This is a genomic window from Lederbergia citrisecunda (assembly GCF_018343695.1).
In the GTDB taxonomy this organism is placed as follows: domain Bacteria; phylum Bacillota; class Bacilli; order Bacillales; family Bacillaceae_C; genus Lederbergia; species Lederbergia citrisecunda.
This window is the reverse complement of the sequence record NZ_JAGYPJ010000001.1, coordinates 1,706,833-1,731,022: the sequence shown is the minus strand read 5'-3', so window position 1 is coordinate 1,731,022 and position 24,190 is coordinate 1,706,833. Positions and strand designations below refer to the sequence as shown.

Sequence of the window (24,190 nt, the reverse complement as noted above, 5' to 3'; positions counted from 1 at the left end):
GTTATACAAACTTCCTTTTGTGAGGTGCGAGCCTTATCTTATTTTCCAATAAGTTCTATGACTGTTCCAATTACGAAAATAGCTGTAAAAAATACAAATGAGACCCCAAAACCTACACCAGAATCTACTGCATCATTTCGTTTCGATTGGACATTTTGTTCAAATTTATTCACGACTACCCCTCCTAATTCCACTATAGTATAGACTAATTTCAAAAAAAAATCCACATTTCCATTACCACTGCTGACAAGAGTTGACACCCATACTTTTAAAACGGAAGGCAACAATACAAATACAAGTTTCTTCTATCGAAACTTTTGCTTACGGAACTCCGGGGCCAATTTAAGTTTATCCGCTTCAATTTAAGTATCCTAGGCCTTATTTTGAAGCGTTTATCATAGATCGGGGGGCAATTTTCACAAAGGTAAGTTATGGACTTACATTTTGTGGATTGTCCCCTTTGCCTCTTGTAAAATGTGCCTAGCTTTCATACGATATAAGTATACATTAGAACAAGGCAGGGCAAAGACATGAAACTTTGGGAAAAAATAGATAGAAAACAGTTTTCACCACTGTATTTATTATATGGAACGGAAGCCTTTATTATCAACGAGACGAAGCAAAAATTAGTGACAAATGTGTTAACGGAAGAAGAGATGGATTTTAATTTATCCGTTTACGATATGGAGGAAACTGCAATTGAAGTAGCGCTAGAAGATGCAGAAACCTTTCCTTTTTTTGGAGAAAGAAAATTAGTATTTATTAACAATCCGTTATTTTTAACTTCTGAAAAATCAAAGGAAAAAGTTGAACATAATATTAAAAAACTGGAATCTTATATTGAATCACCTTCTCCTTATTCTATATTGGTTTTTGCAGGAAATTATGAAAAATTGGACGAAAGAAAGAAAATTACGAAATTACTTAAAAAAAATGCAGAAATCATTGAAGCGAAAAAATTAACGGAAGCAGAGTTGCGGAATTGGATAAAAGGGCAGATTGAAGCAAAAAATCGGCAAATAGAAGAAACTGCGATTGATTTACTGTTGTCACTAGTTGGCCCCGATTTAATGAAACTTCATTCAGAACTAGAGAAACTTTCATTATACATAGAGGAATCAAACATAATTACTTCTGAAATAGTAGTAAGGCTCACATCAAGATCATTGGAGCAAAATATATTTGATTTAGTAGATAAAGTTGTACATAGAAAAATGGAGGAAGTATTTAGAATTTATTACGACTTGAGGAAGCAGAATGAAGAACCAATTAAAATTTTAGCGCTACTGGCAAGCCAATTTCGACTAATCTATCAAGTGAAAGAACTACTGAAGAGGGGATATGGCCAACCACAAATTGCAAGCACTCTTAAAACCCATCCTTTTCGTGTGAAACTTGCTTCTGGACAAGCTCGTTCGTTTACTGATAAAGAACTTGGAGAGATTATTCACCTTCTTGCACAAACTGATGAACAGCTTAAAACAGGTGGAACAGGTAGAGAAGTATCTCTTGAATTATTCTTACTTAAATTAGGCAATTTAAAAATATCATAAGCATTAAAAAGTCTGTCTGTCGGTACATTAGATCGATAGACCTTTTTGTTTAGAAATACCGCGCTCTAGTATTGCGTATTCTTTATTATCGGTTTTGTTTAAACATATGTTGATTGGATCGGAAGATGCGGTGACTCTTGAGGGATTACGGGGTAGGGACCTTACAGGCGCTAGGGAATCGAGGTTAATAAACAGCAACTAAAGAACAACTTCCTAGGTTGGAGAACATTTGCTTGTCGCTCTTTTTCAAGTGCCTTCTGCTTTTCAGTCCAAAGGAAAGAGAAGCACCTGTAGCGGAGATTAACATCCAATGGTCCAATACCAATAATTATAAAAACGCTCCAATCTCATGATTGGAGCGTTTTTTACATTAAGCCATTTTGCTTAATTTTTTTGCTAGACGTGCTTTTTGGCGATTAGCTGTATTTTTATGGATCAAGCCTTTTGTGGCAGCTTTATCAAGATGCTTAACGGCATTTTTAAAAAGATCTGTAGCACTTTCTTCGTTTACTTCAACAGCTGCCTCAAATTTCTTTACAGCAGTACGCATTGCAGATTTTGCAGCAGTGTTTTGAGCGTTTTTTGCTTCGTTGATTTGTACTCTTTTAATAGCAGATTTAATGTTTGGCATTCCATTCACCTCCTGACAATGATCGAGGTTGTATATCACTCGACTTTCACTAATATACCATTATTCATTAACAATCAGAACAAGAGATATTTTATCAGACGAATAATAGGAATGCAATACTTCTGAATGAAAAATGGTATGAAAGGAAATGATGGTCAATAAGTAGTTTCCTTTTTTGGAGGTCAAAATAATGATAAATGATGAACTTGATTTAAGCCGTTATTCAGTAAGAACCGACTTGGCAAAAGAAGCTTTTGAAATGGCTTTAGCCCAATTAACAGGTAAAAAGAAAGACAAGGCTGAGCAGAAAGAGATAAACGGAGTCGTCATAAAAGAGAGGATGGAAGGAGATATTAAAATTTCTTTGGCCACCATTACCCCTGAAGGAGAAGAAAAGTTAGGGAAAAAAGCTGGCCATTATTTAACCATTGAAGTCCAAGGAATCAGATCTCAAGATTCTGTTTTACAGCAACAGGTGGGAGAAACGTTTGCAAAAGAATTCAGTGGATTTTTAGAAATGTTAAATATTCCAAAAACCGCTAGTTGTTTAGTAGTTGGATTAGGAAATTGGAATGTCACTCCAGATGCACTAGGGCCACAAGTTTGTGAACATCTAATCATTACTAGACATTTATTTCAGCTTGAATCTCATCAAGTTGAAAAGGGGTATCGCCCCGTAAGTGCCATAGCTCCAGGTGTAATGGGACTGACAGGAATTGAGACAAGTGACATTATTTTTGGGGTTTCTGAAAAATCGAAACCGGATTTTATTATTGCCATTGACGCTCTCGCATCACGTTCAATCGAAAGGGTTAATTCAACAATCCAAATATCGGATACTGGTATTCATCCTGGCTCAGGAGTAGGGAATAAAAGGAAAGAATTAAGTAAAGAAACTTTAGGAGTTCCTGTTATTTCTATTGGAGTACCGACAGTAGTTGACGCAGTTACAATTACAAGTGACACCATTGATTTTTTACTTAAGCATTTTGGAAAAGAGATAAAGGAGTCTTCTAGACCATCAAGATCTCTTGCTCCAGCGGGTTTGACATTTGGAGAAAAAAGAAAGTTAAGTGAAGAAGATATGCCCGAAGAAAGACAAAGGCAAACGTTTTTGGGCATGGTAGGTACGCTTGAAGATGATGAAAAAAGAAAGCTGATTCACGAGGTATTAGCTCCTCTAGGACATAATTTAATGGTTACACCTAAAGAAGTAGATGTATTCATAGAGGATATGGCCAATCTTATAGCGTCAGGGTTGAATGCAGCACTTCATACTGCTGTAGATCAAACGGATGCAGGATTTAAAACAAGATAAAATAGTTCTATCATTTTTTTACTGTGCATAAAATCTAGTAGAGGATTTGATAGAGGAGGTGGAATGATGAGAAACTTTTTCGTTAAATGCGTTTTATTATTTGGTGTTCTTTTTATCGGCGTAATGATCGGCATGAACAAAGCCAATGAGGGAATGCTTAATATGAAAGGTTACTCAGACGAATCATTCCAAACTCCAGTGACTATTCAACAAAATGATGATGGTAAAGTAGAAACTACTTTTATGGGCAGAGATCTGCCAACTTTCAATCTTGATGAGAAAAAAGAGAAATTAGAAGAAGTAAAAGCATATAATTTTTTTTCGGAAGCAGGAAAATTTTTGGCGAATATCGTTACAACTATAGCTCAAAAAATCTTTGAGTTTATTTCAAGTTTATTATAAAGCCTTGTGAAGCGCATACTTGTTTTTTTCGCGCTGATTGGAGCGGAAGGCACAAAAAACGAGTAACAGGAGGCCCCACAGTCGCGATAAGCGCTGAGGAGGCTCCCGAGCCTTGACTAGCTGAAGGCGCTAGTGCTCGAGAGGTCAAATAACCTCCATCCCTGTAAGTTAGAGAACAACCTACCGGATTGGAGAACATTTGCTTGCGCCACTAACGAAGCGCCTTCGCTTTTCAATCCCCGAGTGCATGAAGCGAAAATCAGCATACTTGGTTTGTAATTATAAAAAAGCGGGCTACTTATCATGATAAGTAGCCTATTTAATTTCTTATTTGCTCATTGAATGCTCTGCTGTTATAATTTACGCTAGCATACTTGTGTCGATTAACAGGAGTGAACACGATGAATATAGAGGAAAGAAAAAAAAGACAAGAGAAAATCCGTAACTTTTCAATTATTGCCCATATCGATCATGGAAAATCTACTTTAGCTGACCGTATTCTTGAACAAACGAAAGCTCTCACTTCTCGAGAAATGAAAAATCAATTGCTAGATTCAATGGATTTAGAGAGAGAGAGAGGCATTACGATAAAATTAAATGCCGTTCAAATAAAATATCAAGCTAAAAATGGTGAAGATTATACATTGCATCTTATAGATACACCTGGTCACGTCGATTTCACTTATGAAGTTTCCAGAAGTCTTGCCGCTTGTGAAGGTGCAATATTGGTCGTTGATGCTGCTCAAGGCATCGAAGCGCAAACACTCGCAAATGTTTATTTAGCTTTAGATAACAACCTTGAAATTTTACCTGTTATCAATAAAATTGATTTACCTGCGGCTGATCCGGAAAGAGTAAGAAAAGAAATTGAAGATGTGATTGGGCTTGATGCTTCTGAAGCCGTCTTGGCTTCCGCAAAAGCAGGAATTGGGATAGAAGACATTCTCGAACAAATCGTGGAAAAAGTCCCTGCACCTGCTGGAGACCCGGAAGGGCCATTAAAAGCACTTATTTTTGATTCTTTGTATGATCCTTATCGCGGTGTCATTACGTATATTCGTATAATGGAAGGTACTGTAAAAGCAGGCGATAAAATAAGAATGATGGCAACAGGCAAAGAGTTTGAAGTGTTGGAAGTCGGTGTACATGCACCAAAGCCGATATTAGTAGAGGAACTAACAGTTGGAGATGTAGGCTTTTTAACAGCTTCGATTAAAAATGTTGGGGACACCCGTGTGGGGGATACCATTACAAGTGTGAAGAACCCTGCTTCTGAGCCACTTTCAGGGTATCGTAAGTTGAATCCTATGGTATTTTGTGGCCTTTATCCAATTGATTCAGCTAAATTCAATGATCTAAGAGAGGCCCTTGAAAAATTGGAGTTGAATGATTCCTCGCTTCAATACGAACCAGAATCTTCACAAGCTCTCGGATTTGGATTCCGCTGTGGATTTTTAGGGCTGCTTCATATGGAGATCATTCAAGAACGAATTGAAAGAGAATTCAATATTGATTTGATCACAACCGCACCAAGCGTTATTTATAAGGTGTACATGACGGATGGATCGGTATTAAATGTTGATAACCCATCTAATATGCCGGATCCACAGAAAATTGATCATGTTGAAGAACCATATGTGAAAGCGTCCATGATGGTTCCAAACGATTATGTCGGTGCTGTCATGGAATTATCTCAACAGAAGCGTGGCAACTTTGTCGACATGCAATACTTGGATGACATTAGGGTAAGCGTCATTTATGAAATTCCGCTTTCGGAAATTGTTTATGATTTCTTTGATCAATTAAAATCAAATACGAAGGGCTATGCTTCATTTGATTATGAAATGATTGGTTATAAGCCATCAAAACTAGTGAAAATGGACATTTTATTGAATGGAGAACAAGTAGATGCCCTTAGCTTTATTGTCCATCGCGATTTTGCTTATGACAGAGGAAAAGTCATTGTAGAAAAGTTAAAGGAATTAATTCCAAGACAACAATTTGAAGTTCCTGTTCAAGCAGCTATTGGGCAAAAAATCGTCGCACGCTCTACCATTAAATCAATGGGTAAAAACGTATTGGCTAAATGTTACGGCGGCGATATATCCAGGAAACGAAAGCTATTAGAAAAGCAAAAGGAAGGAAAGAAACGGATGAAGCAAGTAGGTTCCGTTGAAGTTCCTCAAGAAGCATTTATGGCAGTGTTAAAAAGAGACGATCAAGGGAAGTCAAAATAATAATTTTATGGAAGGGAAGGTTAAGTATGACAGTGCTCATACCACACTTCCCTTTCGTTTTTGATTTTATATAAGGTGTGATAGAGATGAAAGCCGCATACATCCATATTCCATTTTGTGAACATATTTGTCATTACTGTGATTTTAATAAAGTATTTTTAAAAGGTCAGCCTGTGGATGAATATGTTCAATCACTCATTAAGGAATTTCAGATTACAAATCATGAAACACCCATTCAATCGTTAAATACTATTTTTGTTGGAGGCGGAACTCCTACTGCTCTTAACGAACAACAGTTGGAAATGCTTTGTAGAGGGATAAGGACGTATTTGCCTTTTTCAGAAGGTGAGTTTACTTTTGAAGCAAATCCAGGGGACTTATCTATAGAAAAGCTAAAAATTTTAGCGGAATACGGAGTTAATAGGATTAGCTTTGGCGTACAATCCTTCAATAATGAGCTGCTTGCTAAAATAGGTCGGACTCACAGAGTGGAAGATGTGTATTCCTCACTAGAAAAAGCATCTCAATGCGGGTTTACTAATATAAGTATTGATTTGATTTATGCATTGCCTGGTCAAACATTGGATGATTTTCAAGCTACATTAAAAGAAGCGCTCGCACTAAAACTTCCCCATTATTCTAGTTACTCATTAATTGTCGAACCTAAAACCGTATTTTATAACTTGATGAGAAAAGGGAAATTATTTTTACCTAGCGAAGATATAGAAGCCGAAATGTACAAAATGTTGATGGATGAAATGGGGAAAAGTGGTTTGAACCAGTATGAAATCAGCAACTTTGCACAGCCGGGATATGAAAGTAAACATAATTTGGTTTATTGGAATAACGAAGAGTATTTTGGTTTTGGTGCTGGGGCACATGGTTATATAAATGGCATCCGTTATTCCAACGCGGGTCCATTAAAAAAATATATGCAACCGATCAGTGAGGGCAAAAGACCAATATTTGATCAAAACAAAATTACTAAGAAAGAAAAAATGGAAGAGGAAATGTTTCTTGGGTTGCGTAAGATTAATGGAGTACAAATAAGCCTCTTTCATCAAAAATATAATGAAAATGTAATGGACGTTTTTAAAGAACCTATTCATGAAATGATTGAGCGAGGGCTATTAACAAGGAATGACGATTTTCTATTTTTAACTAACAGAGGAAAATTGTTAGGGAACGAAGTGTTTCAAGCCTTTCTTCTTTAATTGAATTTGCTATGTTCTGAGTGTAAAATCGTTGACATCAATTAAGCATTTTGATACTTTAATTATAGATTTAGCACTCATTAGAATAGAGTGCTAACAGAGGTGATAAATGTTGCTAACAGATCGTCAGCTTCTCATATTGCAAGTGATTATTGATGATTTTATTCGATCTGCACAACCTGTCGGCTCACGCAGTCTTTCCAAGAGAATAACTATTCCACTTAGTTCTGCAACGATCAGAAATGAGATGGCCGATTTGGAAGAATGGGGATTTATTGAAAAAACGCATACATCCTCTGGAAGGGTACCTTCGGAAAAAGGATATCGTTATTACGTCGATCATTTGATTGCTCCTCAAGTTTTACATTCAAATGATATACAAAAACTTCATTCTATTTTTGCTGAACGAATATTTGAATTGGAAAATATCGCACAAAAATCCGCGAAAATTCTTTCGGAATTAACAAATTATACAGCGATATTACTAGGACCTGCAGTTAAGGAAAATAAATTAAAAAAATTACAAATAGTGCCATTAAATATGGATACAGCAGTTGCCATTATGATTACGGATACCGGGCATGTGGAAAATCGAGTTTTTACACTTCCTGAAAATATGGCTCCTGATGAGATTGAAAAGCTAGTCAATATATTAAACGATAAGTTAATTGGTGTTTCTATTGCTGATCTAAGGGAAACAATTTTTAAAGAAGTCGCTGCCTTACTGCAAAGGAATATCCAACAATATGATTTATTATTAACTTCCATCCTAGACACAATTGACCTGCCTGCAACTGAAAGACTTTATTTTGGCGGGAAAATGAATATACTCAATCAGCCAGAATTTAAAAATATTGAAAAAATCCGCTCGATTATGGACATGATTGAACAGGAACATGGAATATACGAGTTGTTCAAGCACACACCACGGGGAATTAATGTAAAAATAGGCAAAGAAAATGAGAATTCTAAAATGGAAGATTGCAGTTTTATCACTGCAACATATGCCATCGGGGAAGAAGATGTTGGGACGATTGCTATATTAGGACCAACTAGAATGGAATATTCGCGTGTCATCAGCTTATTAGATTTTTTAAGAAAAGATTTGAGCTTAGCATTAACAAAATTGTATCATCAATAAGAAAAGAAGTTTAAGGAGGTGAAGTTGTTATGAATAATCAAACAAGAGAAACAGAAGATCAACTAAAAGAAAATGATGTAGTAAATGAAACCGTCGATTCTTTACAAGAAGAAACAGATGAAATTGTTAATGAAAATGAAGATAATGGACAAGTTGATTCAAAAGAAGTAGAAGAAGATTCTAGTAGAGAAGATGCAGGTGCAGATGAGGCTACCTTAAAGATTTCTGAACTCGAGAAAAAGGTAGAGGAATCGGAAAATCGTTACTTGCGTTTGTATGCTGATTTTGATAATTTCCGCAGGCGCACCCAGCTTGACAGGGAGGCGAGCGAAAAATATAGATCTCAAAGCATCATTACGAACCTCTTGCCGGCGATCGATAATTTTGAAAGAGCTTTGCAAATTGAGCCGACTGATGAACAGGCGAAAGCATTACTTGAAGGTGTACAAATGGTTTATCGAAACATTATCGATGCGTTGAAAGAAGAAGGTGCAGAACAGATTGAGGCTGTTGGTCAAGAATTTGATCCGAATTTTCATCAGGCTGTTATGCAAACGAATGAAGCAGAATATGGTTCAAATATTGTAGTTGAAGAATTTCAAAAAGGCTACAAGCTTAAAGACCGCGTAATCAGACCATCAATGGTTAAAGTAAATCAATAGTATCTACATATTTTGGGAGGTAAAATATATGAGTAAAATCATTGGTATTGACTTAGGAACCACAAACTCATGTGTTGCGGTACTAGAAGGTGGCGAACCAAAGGTAATCCCAAATCCTGAGGGAAATCGAACAACACCATCAGTAATCGCATTTAAAAATGGAGAAAGACAAGTTGGTGAAGTAGCAAAGCGTCAAGCTATTACAAATCCAAATACTGTCATGTCCATTAAACGTCATATGGGTACACAGTATAAACAAGAAATTGAAGGAAAAGAGTATACTCCTCAAGAGCTATCTGCGGCTATTCTTCAGTACTTAAAATCGTATGCAGAAGATTATCTTGGAGAAAAAGTAGATAAAGCAGTTATTACAGTACCTGCTTATTTTAACGATGCTGAGCGTCAAGCAACAAAAGATGCTGGAACAATTGCTGGTTTAGAAGTAGAAAGGATCATTAACGAACCTACTGCTGCTGCACTTGCATATGGTCTCGATAAAACGGACGAAGATCAAACAATCTTAGTTTATGATCTTGGTGGGGGAACATTTGACGTTTCCATTATGGAATTAGGTGACGGAGTATTTGAAGTGTTAGCTACAGCGGGAGATAATCGTCTTGGTGGGGATGATTTCGACCAAGTCGTCATTGATTACCTCGTACAGGAATTCCGTAAAGAAAACGGAATTGATCTTTCTAAAGATAAAATGGCATTACAACGATTGAAAGATGCAGCAGAAAAAGCGAAAAAGGATCTTTCTGGTGTAACTTCAACTCAAATTTCATTGCCATTTATTACTGCTGGTGAAGCTGGTCCACTTCATATGGAAATTACGCTAACACGTGCTAAATTTGACGAAATAACTTCTCATTTAGTAGAAAGAACAATGGGACCTACTCGCCAAGCATTAAAAGATGCTGGTAAATCTGCTTCAGAGATTGATAAAGTTATTCTTGTAGGTGGATCTACTAGAATTCCTGCTGTACAAGAAGCAATCCGCAAGGAAACAGGTCAAGATCCTCATAGAGGGGTTAACCCAGACGAAGTTGTTGCAATGGGTGCAGCTATTCAAGGTGGAGTGTTGACAGGAGATGTAAAAGATGTTGTTCTTCTTGACGTAACACCACTATCCCTTGGTATTGAAACAATGGGTGGCGTATTTACGAAATTGATTGATCGAAATACTACTATTCCTACTTCAAAGGCGCAAGTGTTCTCAACTGCTGCTGATAGTCAAACTGCAGTAGATATTCACGTACTTCAAGGTGAACGTCCGATGGCTGCAGATAATAAAACGCTTGGACGTTTCCAATTGTCAGATATTCCACCTGCACCACGTGGAATTCCGCAAATTGAAGTAAAATTCGATATCGATAAAAACGGAATTGTGAATGTTAGTGCAAAAGATTTAGGAACAGGGAAAGAACAAAATATTACTATTAAATCTTCATCTGGACTTTCAGAAGAAGAAGTTGATCGTATGGTGCGCGAGGCGGAAGATAATGCAGAAGCCGATAAACAGCGTAAAGAAGAAGTAGAACTTCGCAACGAAGCTGACCAACTGATTTTTACAACTGAAAAGACATTGAAAGATCTAGAAGGTAAAGTAGATGCAGCTGAAGTGAAAAAAGCAGAAGAAGCAAAAGATGCGTTAAAAGCTGCCGTTGAGAAAAACGAATTAGACGATATCCGTCAAAAGAAAGACGCTCTACAAGAAATTGTACAAAATCTTTCCATGAAGCTATATGAAGAAGCGGCAAAACAAGCACAGGAACAACAAGGAGCAGCAGGAAGCCAGAACACAGATAATGGCGACGACAATATTGTTGATGCTGAATATGAAGAAGTTAAAGATGACGATAACAAATAATTCTTGTTCGAAAAAGCCAAAGCCAATATAAACGGCTTTGGCTTTTCTAATCCGTTTTATTTGTCAGATTAATCTTCACTTTTAATCACTATACGATTTGTGATAAAATATACTTTATGTGAAAAGGACTCGGGAGTGTGTTTTTATGAGTAAAAGGGATTATTATGAGGTGCTCGGGGTATCGAAAAGCGCCACAAAAGATGAGATAAAAAAAGCATATAGACGTTTGTCGAAACAATATCATCCAGATATTAATAAAGAACCTGGATCTGATGAGAAGTTCAAAGAAATAACAGAAGCGTATGAAGTAATAAGCGATGACCAAAAACGCGCTCAATATGACCAGTTTGGCCATGAAGGACCTCAAGGGTTTGGCGGAGGCGGTTTTGGGGGAGCAGATTTCGGCGGTTTCGGTGGGTTTGAAGATATTTTTAATACGTTCTTTGGGGGCGGCGGACGCAGAGATCCTAACGCTCCAAGACAAGGTTCTGATCTTCAATATACGATGACATTAACTTTTGAAGAAGCTGCGTTTGGTAAAGAGACAATTATTGAAATACCGAAAGAAGAAACATGTGACACTTGTAATGGAAGTGGAGCAAAACCGGGAACTACACCGGATACATGTCCGCATTGCCACGGAAGCGGTCAGCTTAATGTAGAACAAAATACTCCATTCGGTCGGATTGTCAATCGTCGAGTATGTAATCATTGTGATGGAACCGGTAAATTGATTAAAGATAAATGCCGGACATGCGGCGGAGATGGAAAAGTAAGAAAACGCAGGAAAATTAATGTTAAAATTCCTCAAGGGATTGACGATGGCCAGCAAATGCGCGTATCAGGCGAAGGAGAACCAGGTATTAACGGAGGACCTCCTGGAGATCTTTATGTTGTTTTCAATGTAAAGACTCATGAATTTTTCGAGCGTGAAGGTGACGATATTTATTGTGAAATGCCGATTACATTTGCACAAGCGGCTCTTGGAGATGAAATAGAAGTACCTACTTTATACGGCAAAGTAAAATTAAAGATTCCTGCAGGTACACAAACAGGAACACGTTTCCGACTTCGTGGAAAAGGTGTGCATAATGTTAGAGGATATGGAACAGGTGACCAGCATATTCATGTTAAGGTTATAACACCTACGAAACTTACTGAACAACAAAAGCAGATGCTACGAGATTTTGCTGATATAAGTGGAGACACTCCTGATGAACACCATGAAAGTTTCTTTGATAAAGTAAAACGTGCTTTTAAAAGTTGATGATTTGAATGAGATTGGAGCGGTTTTTTTATGAAGTGGAGTGAAATCAGTATCCATACTACTAATGAGGCAATCGAACCTATTTCCAATATTCTTCATGAAGCAGGAGCAAGCGGTGTTGTGATTGAAGATCCGTCAGAATTGACAAAGGAAAGAGAAGATTGGTTTGGTGAAATATACGATTTGAATCCTGAGGATTATCCAGAAGTAGGAGTCATCATTAAAGCTTATTTACCTGTAAATAGTTTTATTAGTGAAACCGTCGATTCAATCAAACAGGAAATCACTGATCTCGTAAAGTACAATATTGATATTGGTATGAATCAGGTTACGACTACTGAAGTTAAAGAGGAGGATTGGGCATCGGCGTGGAAAAAATATTACCACCCTGTGAAAATATCCGAGACTTTTACCATTGTACCAACATGGGAAGACTATCAACGTGTAAACAGTGACGAACTTATTATTGAACTTGATCCAGGAATGGCCTTTGGTACAGGGACGCACCCTACTACAGTCATGTGTATTCAAGCATTGGAAAAAACTGTTCAAAAAGGCCAAAACGTAATTGATGTAGGAACAGGTTCGGGAGTTCTTAGTATTGCTTCAGCTTTATTGGGTGCAAAGCACGTATTAGCTTTAGACTTAGATGAAGTGGCCATTGAAGCTGCAAAACAAAATATTGAAATAAATCATGTTTCGGAACTAATTGAAGTTCGTCAAGGAAACTTGCTTGAAGGGATAGAGAGTAAGACTGATATTATTGTAGCCAATATTTTAGCTGACGTTATTATTCGTTTTACAGACGATGCCGCATCTATTGTAAAACAAGGTGGCTACTTCATAACATCGGGAATCATTCAACCTAAAAAAATTGAAGTAAAAGAAGCCATTATGGCTGCTGGTTTTGAAATTGTAGAAACATTAATGATGGAAGACTGGGTTGCTTTCATTGCAAAGCGTTTATAAGAGGTGGCAGAATGCAACGCTATTTTTTAAAGGAAGCTTTTAACAACCAAAAATCTGTCCGAATATCGGGTGAAGATTTTCATCACATTACTAGAGTAATGAGGATGAAAGAAAAGGATATGTTTTGGGTTGTTTTTAACGATCGAAACGCAGCATCAGTAAAAATTAGCCAAATATCAGATTCCTTTTTAGAAGCAGATATACATGAATTAGAAAAAGAGGACAAAGAGCTTCCTGTTTATGTAGCAATTGCGAGCGGCCTGCCTAAAGGGGATAAATTAGAATGGATTATCCAAAAAGGGACTGAATTAGGAGCATCAGAATTTATCCCTTTTATTGCAACTCGCTCAGTAGTAAAATGGGAAAGTAGGAAAGAGGCTAAAAAGCTTGAAAGATGGAAAAAGATTGCGAAAGAAGCAGCAGAGCAATCACATCGCCAATTTTTACCAGTCGTTCATAGTCCGTACACATTTAACGAGCTTATCCATTATAGCTCTACATTTGATTGGAAAATCGTTGCATATGAGGAATCGGCAAAGGAAGGCGAGAATAGCAACTTTGTAAAAATCATTCAATCTGCAAAGCCTAATGATAAAATATTGATCATTTTTGGTCCTGAAGGTGGTATTACAGTTCCTGAGAAAGATGAACTTACATCTCATGGTTTTGAAACGTGCGGACTTGGACCTAGAATATTACGAACAGAAACCGCACCACTATACGCATTAACCGCTATTTCTTATCAATTTGAATTAATGAGGTGATTTTATGTCTCTTGTAGCATTTCATACACTGGGCTGTAAAGTAAACCATTATGAAACCGAAGCTATATGGCAACTATTTAAAAATCAAGGGTATGAACGCGTTGATTATGAAAGCAATGCCGATGTATACGTTATTAATACTTGCACCGTTACAAATACAGGTGATAAAAAAAGCCGTCAAGTCATACGTCGTGCCATCAGACAAAACCCTGATGCCGTTATTTGTGTTACTGGATGTTATGCTCAAACTTCTCCAGCAGAAATCATGGCAATACCAGGCGTTGACGTAGTCGTTGGAACTCAGGACCGTGCTAAAATGCTTGATTATATAGAACAGTACAAAGAAGAGCGTCAGCCGATTAATGGCGTCGGCAATATCATGAAAAATCGTGTGTATGAAGAGCTTGATGTTCCTTTCTTTACAGATCGGACACGTGCTTCATTAAAAATTCAAGAGGGCTGTAATAATTTTTGTACGTTTTGTATTATTCCTTGGGCTCGTGGCTTAATGCGCTCACGTGATCCAAAAGAAGTCATTCGCCAAGCACAACAGCTTGTTGATGCCGGATATAAGGAAATTGTCTTAACTGGAATCCATACAGGCGGTTATGGAGAAGATATGAAAGATTATAATCTTGCTGCCTTACTACGTGATTTGGAATCTCAAGTAAAAGGTTTAAAACGTATTCGAATCTCCTCTATTGAAGCAAGTCAATTAACAGATGAAGTGATCGATGTAATTGATAAATCAAAATTAGTCGTAAGGCATTTGCATATTCCGCTTCAGTCTGGTTCAAATACAGTTTTAAAAAGAATGCGCAGAAAATACACGATGGAATTTTTTGCTGAACGTTTGGAATTACTTAAAAAGGCGCTTCCTGGATTGGCCGTCACCTCAGATGTCATTGTAGGATTCCCAGGAGAAACGGAAGAAGAATTTATGGAAACATATGAATTTATTAAGAAGCATAAATTCTCAGAATTACACGTATTCCCTTATTCCAAACGTACTGGTACACCTGCTGCCAGAATGCTGGATCAAATCGATGAAAATATTAAAAATGATCGAGTTCACAGATTAATTACATTATCTGACCAGTTAGCAAAAGAATACGCATCAAATTTTGAAAATGATGTGTTAGAGGTAATTCCAGAAGAAAAGTATAAAGAAAATCCTGAAAGTGGGCTATACGAAGGGTATACCGATAATTATTTGAAAGTAGTATTCCCTGCTTCAGAAGATATGGTCGGTAAGCTTGTAAAAGTAAAAATTACTAAAGCTGGCTACCCTTATAACGAAGGTCAGTTCGTAAGAGTAATGGAAGATGTATCTGAAGAAAACTCAAGGGCGATTTAAGAAAAAAGATTAGGCTTAGAGGGAAAGTAGAGAAAATTTTAATGACTTTTTACTTTCTATTGGTTTTTTAAATCTAAATTTTGTTTTTGCCGATAAGTTGATAGAAGAGGAATGCGAGAAACTCCTCTGGAAAAGCTGTTAACAGGAGGACCCGAAAGCGCGTATGCGTCGAGATGTCTCCAGTGCATTGTCTACCTTGCTCTTAGTGGCAAGTGAATTTCCGGCGGAAAGCGAGCGCCTCAGAAGAAATCAACATTCCTAAAAGGCTATCCCTTATTATTTTGGGGTAGCCTATATTCATGATAATATAAATAAAAAATATATCACATCTAAGTAAAGGAGCTTGTTAATTATGGTAAATAATATTGCTCGATATATTGATCACACTCTTTTAAAGGCTGACGCAACAAAAGAAAATATTACTACATTATGTGAAGAAGCAAAAAAATACAATTTTGCCTCTGTTTGTGTGAATCCTACATGGGTTGAGTACGCTTCAAGCTTATTAAAAGAAACACCTGTAAAAGTATGTACGGTCATTGGCTTTCCTTTAGGGGCAACAACTCCTGAAGTAAAAGCATTTGAAACTAAAAATGCAATTGATAACGGAGCCGGTGAAATAGATATGGTTCTGAATATTGGTGCTCTAAAAGATGAAAACTTTGATCTTGTTGAGCGAGATATAGCAGCAGTTTGTGCAGCAGCAAAAGGAAAAGCATTAGTAAAAGTGATTATTGAAACATCCCTCTTAACAGATCAAGAGAAGGAAAACGCATGTAAGATTTCTAAACAGGCAGGTGCAGATTTCGTAAAAACGTCAACAGGTTTTTCAACAGGCGGTGCCACTGTAAAAGACGTCGAACTCATGAGAAAAGCGGTAGGTCTAGAACTAGGAGTAAAAGCATCAGGTGGAGTTCGAACAATCGATGATGTTCATAACCTGATTCATGCAGGTGCTACACGTATTGGGGCAAGTTCAGGAGTTGCCATTATGGAAGGATTATCTGGAGACGGAAATTACTAAGTCTACGTTTTCTTTCCATGCAATGTCATAATAAAATGTGCAAATTCCTTTGCAAAAGGTAAAACAACAAGTGAGCATACAACATTATAGATGACACTTGCATGAGCTAGCTGAGTATGAGGATCAACCGCAAGAAGACGACTGAAATTCGCCAAAAATGAAATGAAGGGGAAAAATAATATCGCACCCCCAACATTTAACCAAATATGGGCAAAGGCCGTCAGTCTTGCTTCTCGTCCAGTACCAATGGATGCAAATAAAGCTGTCGCACAAGTCCCTATATTAGCACCAATCATAATGGCAATTCCGGTTTCTAATGGCAATGTTCCAACAGTTAGAAAGCTCATCGCTATACCTGTCATGACTGTGCTCGATTGGATAATAGCCGTCAGTATAGTTCCGATCAGAAAAGAAATAACAGAATGATCCTTCATAACATATATTAACTTATCTATGTATTCAATGTTTGCTAGTGGGCCAGATAACCATTCAAACCCATTCATTGATGCGAAAATAATACCGATCCCAAGTAAAATAAAGCTGCTGCTTTTTACTTTTATATTTCTAAAAAATTGGAGAACCAATCCGATACCTAGGAGTGGTAAAATAATTTTTGATAAATCAAATGTAAAAAACTCCAATGTAATCGTTGTACCAATATTCGTTCCTAAAATAATTCCAATGGTCTGTGGAAAAGAGAGGATTCGAGCAGACACGAGGCCCACGGCAATAACTGTTACGGCCGAACTGCTTTGGAGGACAATAGTCATACCTATGCCTGCAAGAAACCCTAAAAAGGGAGTTCTCGTCATTTTTTGAAGCCAGTTTTCCATAGTACTTCCGGATAAATTAAAAAGACCGATTCTCATCATCGTCATCCCAAGTAAAAAGCACCCAGCAAGAATGATAAATAAAAGAATATAGAGCATGTCCTTCACCTCTAAAATAAATATATGATTGTAATTGTTAGACATGCTCGAAGTCTCACTTATGCAAAGTTAAAAATTGTATATATTTTTTATGAATCAAGAGCCACAGGTTTAAGATTTTTGACATACGCATAAGTCTAAAAGCGGACTTACAGCGTTTAAAATTGCTTACTTGTCCATTAACGTCGCGATACTTGCGCTTTTCATTAAATTAGATTGTTGACCTGTCAAAAACCTTATATTATAATTGCAAAGTACATGGTTTCCATGTATGAACATGTTATTGCTATGTTCGGAGGGAGGGAAAGAGAGATGTCAAAAACAGTAGTTCGTAAAAACGAATCGCTTGAAGATGCTCTTCGCCGCTTCAAACGTACAGTTTCTAAAACAGGGACTTTACAAGAATACAGAAAGCGCGAATTTTATGAAAAGCCAAGCGTAAGACGTAAGAAAAAATCAGAAGCTGCCAGAAAGCGTAAGTTCTAAAGAGGGTGTAAATATGAGTCTTCTTGAGCGTTTAAACGAAGATATGAAACAAGCGATGAAGAATAAAGAAAAAGAAAAACTCTCCGTCATCCGTTTGATGAAAGCAGCCTTGCAAAATGAAGCCATAAAGCTTGGCCAACAACAATTATCGGAAGAAGAAGAATTGACAGTCCTTTCTCGCGAAGTAAAGCAACGCAAAGACTCCCTCCTTGAATTTCAAAAAGCTGATCGTGATGATCTAGTCGAAAAAGTTCAACAGGAACTAGCTTTTGTGGAAAAATATATGCCACCTCAATTATCAGAAGAAGAAGTAGAATCACTTGTGAAAGAGGCAATCTCCCAATCAGGTGCAACTTCAAAAACTGATATGGGCAAAGTAATGGGTATTCTTATGCCAAAAGTAAAAGGAAAGGCAGACGGATCACTCGTAAGTAAGCTTGTCCAACGGCATTTATCGTAATAAACAGTCAAGAAAAGTCGATGAGCTGTAATGCTTGTCGGCTTTTTTACATTTTTCAGGTATAATAAAAAGAGAATCCATAATCTTTTTGAATCTTTATCTGATTTTATTCGTATTACTGTTATAAACGCTTCGGAAGGGGGGATTGGATGAGAAGAGTGTTAATTGCTATTTGTATGTTAGCAGCGGTTATACTATCTGTACTGCCTGCACAAGCAGATGGCAAAGGAGCGAACGTTTATGTAATACCAATTGATGAAACAGTAGAACAAGGATTATATGCGTATTTGAACAGAGCAATTAATACAGCAGAAGAAAATAATGCAGATTTAATTATTTTTGACATGGATACTCTTGGAGGAAGTGTTGACGCTGCCCTTAAAATAGGAAATTTAATTTCCAATACGAATACTGATACTGTAGCATTTGTGAATCCTTTGGCTATTTCTGCAGGGGCATATATTGCGTTTCACTCAGATGAGATTTATATGACACCAACTGCTACTATGGGAGCATCTGCTCCTATTGACGGGTCTGGTAATACTGCGGGAGAAAAAGCGGAGAGTATGTGGCTAGCTGCAATGGCTGGTGTGGCGGAAGATCATGGACGTGATCCTGAAATTGCAAAAGCGATGGTGACTAAAAGTATCGACTTACCTGATTTAAAAGAAAATGGAAAGCTATTGACACTTACTGCTGAACAAGCTGTACAAGTGCACTACTCAGAAGGAACCGTAAAAAATTTAGATGCACTTCTCATTAAACTAGGTTTTGAAGATGCCAATGTTCACACAGTTAAATTGACCTTTGCTGAAAAAATTGCAAGATTTATTACGCACCCTGTTGTTGTTCCCATTCTTCTATCAATAGCTAGTTTGGGACTTGTGCTTGAATTATATTCACCTGGGTTTGGGGTGCCAGGAGCGATGGGCTTGAGTGCACTGCTGCTTTTCTTCTTCGGACATTATGTTGCAGGACTGGCTGGATATGAATCCATCATACTATTTGTATTAGGGATTATTTTGATCGCAGCGGAATTTTTTCTAGCGGGTGGAATCGCCGGGCTACTTGGAACGGTAGCTGTAATCGGCAGTATCATCATGGCAGGTGGGAATCTATTACACATGGCCATTTCCATCGTCATTGCTTTATTTTTATCCATTTTAGCAATTATTATAATGTTAAAGGTGTTTGGTAAACGGATGAATATATTTAAGAAGCTTATCCTAACTGATTCAACAAACACAGAAAGTGGCTACGTTTCAAATGTGAATCGTCTTGAACTGATTGGGCGTGAAGGGGTTACGGTTACACCTTTAAGACCTTCAGGCACAGTAAAAGTTGACGAAGAACGTCTTGATGTAGTTGCTGAAGGAAGTTTTATCGAAAATAATACAAAAGTGAAAGTCGTGAAAGTAGAAGGTTCACGCATCGTAGTAAGGGAATTATAAGCGACTTTTTTTGAGAACTAGGAGGTAACGGAATGGCATTAGGTATGGTAATAGGTCCAGAAATGATTTTTGCAATTGTAGCAATCGTAATCGGAATCATTGTACTATCAGTATTATTTACTTTTGTACCAATCGGGCTGTGGATTTCCGCCCTTGCGGCAGGAGTTAAAATTGGAATTTTCACGTTAATTGGGATGAGATTAAGAAGGGTTATTCCCGGTCGAGTTGTCAACCCATTGATTAAAGCGCATAAAGCAGGAATTAAAGTAACTACAAACCAGCTTGAAAGTCATTATCTTGCAGGGGGTAATGTTGATAGGGTAGTCAATGCGTTAATTGCGGCTCAACGTGCAAACATCGAATTGACTTTCGAACGTGCAGCAGCGATCGATCTTGCTGGTCGTAACGTGTTAGAAGCTGTCCAAATGAGTGTTAACCCTAAAGTTATCGAAACACCATTTATCGCGGGTGTTGCGATGGACGGTATTGAAGTAAAAGCGAAAGCCCGTATTACAGTACGAGCTAACATTGAACGCCTTGTAGGGGGTGCTGGGGAAGATACAGTTATCGCCCGTGTAGGTGAAGGTGTTGTTTCCACTATTGGTTCCAGTGATAATCATAAGAAGGTCCTTGAAAATCCTGATATGATTTCCCGTACAGTTCTATCAAAAGGTTTAGATTCCGGTACAGCTTTTGAAATTCTATCGATTGATATTGCTGACGTTGATATCGGTAAAAATATTGGAGCGCAACTACAGACTGACCAAGCTGAAGCTGATAAAAAAATTGCTCAAGCGAAAGCAGAAGAAAGAAGAGCGATGGCTGTTGCAAATGAGCAAGAGATGAAGGCTCGCGTTGAAGAAATGAGAGCGAAGGTTGTTGAGGCTGAAGCGGAAGTTCCTCAAGCGATGGCAGAAGCGTTGAAATCAGGAAACTTAGGTGTTATGGACTACTTCTCATTGAAAAATATTGGAGCCGATACTGATATGCGCGACTCCATTGGGAAAATGACAAAACCAGTAGATAAAAATAAGCCAGAATAATATGTATCGTGAATTGAAAGGGGGTAACTCCTTTGGAAACATTTTTATTGTTTATACTAGTAGCTGCAATCAGTTTTATTTTTAAACGTAAAAGCGGCACGAATCAACAAGAGGAGCGGGAGCATCGTATGCCCCCGCCAGTTGCAAGGCCGATACAAACATACTTTGAACAAGAGGAAGAACCTGTTAAGCCAATGCAGCAAGTATTTCCTGAGCTTACGAAAGCTCGTAATTTAAAAGAGGTAGCTGATATTCTTATTACAAAGACTCAACCAACTGTTAATGATAAGCAAGAAGAGCTAAAGAAAAAATTGGAAGAGTTGAAGGTAGAAGAAGAAAAGCACCGGATGCGAGCGAAAACAATTAAACAGGTCGACCAACATAATAAACATGAACAAGTCCCAGAATTTCAATTTCAAGCGAATGATATTCTAAAAGGGATTGTTATGTCGGAGGTACTCGGACCTCCTCGATCATTAAAACCTTATGAAAAGATAAAACGTTTATAAGGGAATAAATTATTATATATAAAGGCACTAATCATTAGGCTTTCGGTGTTTAGCGTAATCAGCCGTCGACTAAGACTGCAACGTCCCACGCCAACTTCGACAGCCCAGCATCCAGTGAGGATGTACTTCGATGATAAGAGCTCAGGCGCTTTTCTGATAAGAAAGTGTGATGAAACCCTCTTTCCACTCATACATATGAGAGGAAAGGGGGTTCTTTTTTATGGCCAAAAAATGGACCAACAAATTACGAAAATGGATGGCATTCAAAACGGAACTTCCTGCAGACGTAGTCATGGATTTGCCAAGAGTAACGATTGTTGGACAATTGCACATTTATATTGAAAATCATAAAGGACTTCTCGTTTTTACAGATAAGGAATTGCGTCTATTGTTAAAACAAGGGCAACTGCTTATAAAAGGAAATTCTTTTGTCATCAAGACAATTTTACCAGATGAACTATTACTTGAAGGAAAAATAGAAGAAGTCCATTATTTAGACGAATAGGAGTGGCATAGTTGAAGAATCAGTGGTTGTCGTTTATTACTGGAAGAGTGTTAGTAAAAGTAGACGGTAGAGGGATTGAGCGGTTGATCAATCGACTTGCTCAATCAGGTCTTATCATGTGGAAAGTGAGAAAAAGGAAAAATGGAGCTGTCCTTTTTTATATCGCTCTTCCGGATTTACATAAATTTCGAAATGCTGCTCGTAAAGTGGATTGCTCGATTACATTTATTCGAGGTGAAGGTTTACCATTTTTATGGAGAAGAGCGATTAAAAATAGTGGTTTTCTAATAGGAATCGTATTATTTTTCCTTATTGCCTTTATTCTATCAAATATTACATGGGGAATTGAGATTAAGGGGGCAGACCCTGAAACTGAACATAAAATGAGAAAAGAATTGACACATCTAGGCATTAAGGTTGGTTCTCTCCATTTGCTAAACGATAAACCAGATGTCATTCAGCAAAAGTTAACCGAAAAAATTGATAACATTACATGGATAGGTGTGGAATTAAAAGGGACAACCTTCCATTTCAATGTAGTACAAAAAAATGAACCTAAAAAACCAGAGTTAAAAAGTCCGAGCCATTTAGTTGCTAAGAAAAAAGCTATTATTGCTGATGTGTTCGTTGAAAAAGGAAAATCCATGGTGAAAATTAATCAGTACGTAGAAAAAGGACAACTTCTCGTATCAGGCGTAATTGGCAATGAAGCAAAGCCAAAACTTGTATCGGCTACTGGGGAAGTTTGGGGTATTACTTGGTATAATACGAAAGTTGAATTCCCTTTAAAATCAAATTTTAAAGTATATAGTGGAGAAGAAATTAGAAGACATTATGTTGTTATAGGTAAATTAAAGTTACCTTTTTGGGGGTTTAAAAAGGTGGATTTTAAACAATATGAGATAGATACCATTGATCATGATCTATATTTTTTAGGATGGAAGCTTCCGATAGTTTATTCCGAGAGAACAATAAGAGAAAATGAAAATTTGCCACGTTCTTTGACGAAGGAGGAAGCGATTGAGGCAGCAAAAGAATTAGCAAGAAGGGATTTGGAGAATAATATACCTGCTGAAGCACGTGTTGATGGAGAATATATTTTGCAACAAGAAGTTGACAATGGTAAAGTTAAAATATCAATAAATTTTCAAGTTATTGAAAATATTGCGGAGGAAAGACCAATCATTCAAGGAGACTAGCGAATGTCAACAGAAATTACTACAGCAAAAATTGAAATAGAAAATCAAGATGAGGCATTTGTATTATTTGGAAACGCAGATGTCAATTTGAAATTGCTAGAAGAACAATTTAACGTAACAATTGTAACGAGAGGGGAAACAGTAAATTTATCTGGTGAACCATCAGCAATCGAGCAAGCAGAAGATACAATAAAGCAGCTTCTAAACGTCATTCGGAGAGGTATTCATATTAGCGAGAGAGATGTTGCTTATGCTGCAAAAATGGCTAAACAAAATCGAATCGAGTATTTTACCGAACTTTTTGAAGAAGAAATTGCCCGGAATACGAAAGGGAAAGCTATTCGTGTAAAAACATTGGGACAACGTCAGTATATTGATGCCATACGTAAGCAAGATCTCGTATTTGGGATTGGACCAGCTGGAACAGGAAAAACGTATCTTGCAGTGGTAATGGCTGTGAATGCATTGAAAAATAATAAAGTGAATAAAATCATTCTTACACGACCTGCCATTGAAGCAGGGGAAAGCCTAGGTTTTTTACCTGGCGATTTAAAAGAAAAAGTAGATCCTTACTTACGTCCATTATACGACTCATTACATGATGTTTTAGGAGCAGAACATACACAGCGACTAATTGATCGTGAAACAATCGAAATTGCACCACTCGCTTATATGAGAGGAAGGACATTAGACGATGCTTTCGTTATTTTGGACGAGGCTCAGAACACAACTCAGGCACAAATGAAAATGTTTTTGACACGCCTAGGACTTGGATCAAAAATGGTCATTACAGGGGATTCTACTCAAGTAGACCTACCTAAAGGAGCAAAATCTGGATTAATGGCTGCAGAAATTATTTTAAATGGAGTACCTGGAATCTCGTTTATTCACCTTAGTCAAAGTGATGTTGTCAGACATCCGTTAGTTGGCAAAATCATTGAAGCATTTGAGGGACATGATTCCTTACCTGGATAATCTATTCATACCCCGTTATATAGCGGGGTTTTCATTTTTTCTCAATCTGTTATATATGATCTCGCTCCAAAAATAGTATCAAATTAAAAATGAGATTTAAAAATAGCAGTATCTAATTTATTGTCCAATTCGAACTCCTTTCGTCTTTTCTAAGGAACTTTTTTTGATTCATTTCGTCTTAATATATAGAAGAGTGCTTATTTTAATAGCAATTACAAAATTCG

At 37.3% G+C, this 24,190-nt stretch carries 24 protein-coding genes; 21 read left to right on the top strand and 3 right to left on the bottom strand.

Annotated elements, in window-relative coordinates; translation table 11 throughout:
* Nucleotides 1-38: 38 nt before the first annotated feature.
* Nucleotides 39-173 carry a YqzM family protein gene (locus KHA93_RS08700; RefSeq protein WP_213110382.1) on the bottom strand — a complete coding sequence of 45 codons (135 nt, stop codon included), beginning with the start codon at nucleotides 171-173 and terminating at the stop codon, nucleotides 39-41.
* A 357-nt stretch (nucleotides 174-530) separates the two neighbouring features.
* Between KHA93_RS08700 and holA the strand changes: the two genes are divergently transcribed.
* On the top strand, nucleotides 531-1,553 hold the full coding sequence (gene holA / locus KHA93_RS08695; RefSeq protein WP_213110381.1) for a DNA polymerase III subunit delta: 1,023 nt from the start codon (nucleotides 531-533) through the stop codon (nucleotides 1,551-1,553).
* 370 nt (nucleotides 1,554-1,923) lie between these two features.
* On the opposite strand, the gene rpsT is transcribed toward holA, so the two are convergent.
* Nucleotides 1,924-2,184 carry a 30S ribosomal protein S20 gene (gene rpsT / locus KHA93_RS08690; RefSeq protein ID WP_213110380.1) on the bottom strand — a complete coding sequence of 87 codons (261 nt, stop codon included), beginning with the start codon at nucleotides 2,182-2,184 and terminating at the stop codon, nucleotides 1,924-1,926.
* Nucleotides 2,185-2,374: 190 nt separating this feature from the next.
* Here rpsT and gpr point away from each other — a divergent pair, with 190 nt between their 5' ends.
* The 12 genes from gpr (at nucleotide 2,375) to deoC (ending at nucleotide 16,409) form a co-directional block, all read left to right on the top strand.
* Entirely contained in the window at nucleotides 2,375-3,502 is a 1,128-nt protein-coding gene (gene gpr / locus KHA93_RS08685; protein ID WP_233711089.1) for a GPR endopeptidase, read from the top strand.
* A gap of 63 nt (nucleotides 3,503-3,565) precedes the next feature.
* Nucleotides 3,566-3,904, top strand: coding sequence for a DUF3679 domain-containing protein (locus KHA93_RS08680; protein ID WP_233711088.1), 339 nt, complete (start codon nucleotides 3,566-3,568; stop codon nucleotides 3,902-3,904).
* A 401-nt stretch (nucleotides 3,905-4,305) separates the two neighbouring features.
* A complete protein-coding gene (lepA, locus tag KHA93_RS08675; protein WP_213110379.1) occupies nucleotides 4,306-6,141 on the top strand; it encodes a translation elongation factor 4 in 1,836 nt (611 codons plus the stop codon).
* An 86-nt stretch (nucleotides 6,142-6,227) separates the two neighbouring features.
* The gene (hemW, locus tag KHA93_RS08670; RefSeq protein ID WP_213110378.1) at nucleotides 6,228-7,355 is read left to right on the top strand and encodes a radical SAM family heme chaperone HemW; all 1,128 of its coding nucleotides are present in this window, start codon (nucleotides 6,228-6,230) and stop codon (nucleotides 7,353-7,355) included.
* A gap of 112 nt (nucleotides 7,356-7,467) precedes the next feature.
* On the top strand, nucleotides 7,468-8,496 hold the full coding sequence (gene hrcA / locus KHA93_RS08665; protein ID WP_213112839.1) for a heat-inducible transcriptional repressor HrcA: 1,029 nt from the start codon (nucleotides 7,468-7,470) through the stop codon (nucleotides 8,494-8,496).
* Between the two features lie 29 nt (nucleotides 8,497-8,525).
* Nucleotides 8,526-9,158, top strand: coding sequence for a nucleotide exchange factor GrpE (grpE, locus tag KHA93_RS08660; RefSeq protein WP_213110377.1), 633 nt, complete (start codon nucleotides 8,526-8,528; stop codon nucleotides 9,156-9,158).
* A gap of 28 nt (nucleotides 9,159-9,186) precedes the next feature.
* A complete protein-coding gene (gene dnaK / locus KHA93_RS08655; protein WP_213110376.1) occupies nucleotides 9,187-11,028 on the top strand; it encodes a molecular chaperone DnaK in 1,842 nt (613 codons plus the stop codon).
* 145 nt (nucleotides 11,029-11,173) lie between these two features.
* Complete coding sequence (dnaJ, locus tag KHA93_RS08650; protein WP_213110375.1) at nucleotides 11,174-12,295, top strand: molecular chaperone DnaJ; 1,122 nt, start codon at nucleotides 11,174-11,176, stop codon at nucleotides 12,293-12,295.
* Between the two features lie 30 nt (nucleotides 12,296-12,325).
* On the top strand, nucleotides 12,326-13,264 hold the full coding sequence (prmA, locus tag KHA93_RS08645) for a 50S ribosomal protein L11 methyltransferase (protein ID WP_213110374.1): 939 nt from the start codon (nucleotides 12,326-12,328) through the stop codon (nucleotides 13,262-13,264).
* A gap of 11 nt (nucleotides 13,265-13,275) precedes the next feature.
* Nucleotides 13,276-14,028 carry a 16S rRNA (uracil(1498)-N(3))-methyltransferase gene (locus KHA93_RS08640; protein ID WP_213110373.1) on the top strand — a complete coding sequence of 251 codons (753 nt, stop codon included), beginning with the start codon at nucleotides 13,276-13,278 and terminating at the stop codon, nucleotides 14,026-14,028.
* A gap of 4 nt (nucleotides 14,029-14,032) precedes the next feature.
* Complete coding sequence (gene mtaB, locus KHA93_RS08635) at nucleotides 14,033-15,385, top strand: tRNA (N(6)-L-threonylcarbamoyladenosine(37)-C(2))-methylthiotransferase MtaB (RefSeq protein ID WP_213110372.1); 1,353 nt, start codon at nucleotides 14,033-14,035, stop codon at nucleotides 15,383-15,385.
* Nucleotides 15,386-15,737: 352 nt separating this feature from the next.
* Nucleotides 15,738-16,409, top strand: coding sequence for a deoxyribose-phosphate aldolase (gene deoC / locus KHA93_RS08630; RefSeq protein WP_213110371.1), 672 nt, complete (start codon nucleotides 15,738-15,740; stop codon nucleotides 16,407-16,409).
* Nucleotides 16,410-16,411: 2 nt separating this feature from the next.
* Here deoC and KHA93_RS08625 read toward each other — a convergent pair whose 3' ends face one another.
* Complete coding sequence (locus KHA93_RS08625; protein WP_213112838.1) at nucleotides 16,412-17,338, bottom strand: Na/Pi symporter; 927 nt, start codon at nucleotides 17,336-17,338, stop codon at nucleotides 16,412-16,414.
* A gap of 312 nt (nucleotides 17,339-17,650) precedes the next feature.
* Here KHA93_RS08625 and rpsU point away from each other — a divergent pair, with 312 nt between their 5' ends.
* The 8 genes from rpsU (at nucleotide 17,651) to KHA93_RS08585 (ending at nucleotide 23,966) form a co-directional block, all read left to right on the top strand.
* Nucleotides 17,651-17,824 carry a 30S ribosomal protein S21 gene (rpsU, locus tag KHA93_RS08620; protein WP_057983047.1) on the top strand — a complete coding sequence of 58 codons (174 nt, stop codon included), beginning with the start codon at nucleotides 17,651-17,653 and terminating at the stop codon, nucleotides 17,822-17,824.
* Between the two features lie 13 nt (nucleotides 17,825-17,837).
* On the top strand, nucleotides 17,838-18,284 hold the full coding sequence (locus KHA93_RS08615; protein WP_213110370.1) for a GatB/YqeY domain-containing protein: 447 nt from the start codon (nucleotides 17,838-17,840) through the stop codon (nucleotides 18,282-18,284).
* 149 nt (nucleotides 18,285-18,433) lie between these two features.
* Nucleotides 18,434-19,735, top strand: a complete 1,302-nt coding sequence (locus KHA93_RS08610; protein ID WP_213110369.1) for an NfeD family protein — start codon at nucleotides 18,434-18,436, stop codon at nucleotides 19,733-19,735.
* A 44-nt stretch (nucleotides 19,736-19,779) separates the two neighbouring features.
* Nucleotides 19,780-20,778, top strand: a complete 999-nt coding sequence (gene floA, locus KHA93_RS08605) for a flotillin-like protein FloA (RefSeq protein WP_432806344.1) — start codon at nucleotides 19,780-19,782, stop codon at nucleotides 20,776-20,778.
* A 32-nt stretch (nucleotides 20,779-20,810) separates the two neighbouring features.
* Nucleotides 20,811-21,287, top strand: a complete 477-nt coding sequence (locus tag KHA93_RS08600) for a YqfB family membrane protein (protein WP_213110368.1) — start codon at nucleotides 20,811-20,813, stop codon at nucleotides 21,285-21,287.
* A gap of 220 nt (nucleotides 21,288-21,507) precedes the next feature.
* Nucleotides 21,508-21,792 (top strand): sporulation protein YqfC, encoded by a 285-nt coding sequence (gene yqfC / locus KHA93_RS08595; RefSeq protein WP_213110367.1) that lies wholly within the window; start codon nucleotides 21,508-21,510, stop codon nucleotides 21,790-21,792.
* 11 nt (nucleotides 21,793-21,803) lie between these two features.
* Entirely contained in the window at nucleotides 21,804-22,991 is a 1,188-nt protein-coding gene (gene yqfD, locus KHA93_RS08590; protein WP_213110366.1) for a sporulation protein YqfD, read from the top strand.
* A 3-nt stretch (nucleotides 22,992-22,994) separates the two neighbouring features.
* A complete protein-coding gene (locus KHA93_RS08585; protein WP_213110365.1) occupies nucleotides 22,995-23,966 on the top strand; it encodes a PhoH family protein in 972 nt (323 codons plus the stop codon).
* Nucleotides 23,967-24,190 lie beyond the last annotated feature (224 nt).

Bases quoted from the DNA above. Each gene is read 5' to 3' on its own strand.
- prmA (WP_213110374.1), top strand. From the start codon at position 12,326: ATGAAGTGGAGTGAAATCAGTATCCATACTACTAATGAGGCAATCGAA.
- yqfC (WP_213110367.1), top strand. From the start codon at position 21,508: ATGGCCAAAAAATGGACCAACAAATTACGAAAATGGATGGCATTCAAA.
- holA (WP_213110381.1), top strand. From the start codon at position 531: ATGAAACTTTGGGAAAAAATAGATAGAAAACAGTTTTCACCACTGTAT.
- deoC (WP_213110371.1), top strand. From the start codon at position 15,738: ATGGTAAATAATATTGCTCGATATATTGATCACACTCTTTTAAAGGCT.
- KHA93_RS08585 (WP_213110365.1), top strand. From the start codon at position 22,995: ATGTCAACAGAAATTACTACAGCAAAAATTGAAATAGAAAATCAAGAT.
- lepA (WP_213110379.1), top strand. From the start codon at position 4,306: ATGAATATAGAGGAAAGAAAAAAAAGACAAGAGAAAATCCGTAACTTT.
- KHA93_RS08625 (WP_213112838.1), bottom strand. From the start codon at position 17,338: ATGCTCTATATTCTTTTATTTATCATTCTTGCTGGGTGCTTTTTACTT.
- gpr (WP_233711089.1), top strand. From the start codon at position 2,375: ATGATAAATGATGAACTTGATTTAAGCCGTTATTCAGTAAGAACCGAC.
- KHA93_RS08615 (WP_213110370.1), top strand. From the start codon at position 17,838: ATGAGTCTTCTTGAGCGTTTAAACGAAGATATGAAACAAGCGATGAAG.
- KHA93_RS08610 (WP_213110369.1), top strand. From the start codon at position 18,434: ATGAGAAGAGTGTTAATTGCTATTTGTATGTTAGCAGCGGTTATACTA.
- KHA93_RS08680 (WP_233711088.1), top strand. From the start codon at position 3,566: ATGATGAGAAACTTTTTCGTTAAATGCGTTTTATTATTTGGTGTTCTT.
- mtaB (WP_213110372.1), top strand. From the start codon at position 14,033: ATGTCTCTTGTAGCATTTCATACACTGGGCTGTAAAGTAAACCATTAT.
- dnaK (WP_213110376.1), top strand. From the start codon at position 9,187: ATGAGTAAAATCATTGGTATTGACTTAGGAACCACAAACTCATGTGTT.
- floA (WP_432806344.1), top strand. From the start codon at position 19,780: ATGGTAATAGGTCCAGAAATGATTTTTGCAATTGTAGCAATCGTAATC.
- hemW (WP_213110378.1), top strand. From the start codon at position 6,228: ATGAAAGCCGCATACATCCATATTCCATTTTGTGAACATATTTGTCAT.
- rpsT (WP_213110380.1), bottom strand. From the start codon at position 2,184: ATGCCAAACATTAAATCTGCTATTAAAAGAGTACAAATCAACGAAGCA.
- dnaJ (WP_213110375.1), top strand. From the start codon at position 11,174: ATGAGTAAAAGGGATTATTATGAGGTGCTCGGGGTATCGAAAAGCGCC.
- rpsU (WP_057983047.1), top strand. From the start codon at position 17,651: ATGTCAAAAACAGTAGTTCGTAAAAACGAATCGCTTGAAGATGCTCTT.
- KHA93_RS08640 (WP_213110373.1), top strand. From the start codon at position 13,276: ATGCAACGCTATTTTTTAAAGGAAGCTTTTAACAACCAAAAATCTGTC.
- grpE (WP_213110377.1), top strand. From the start codon at position 8,526: ATGAATAATCAAACAAGAGAAACAGAAGATCAACTAAAAGAAAATGAT.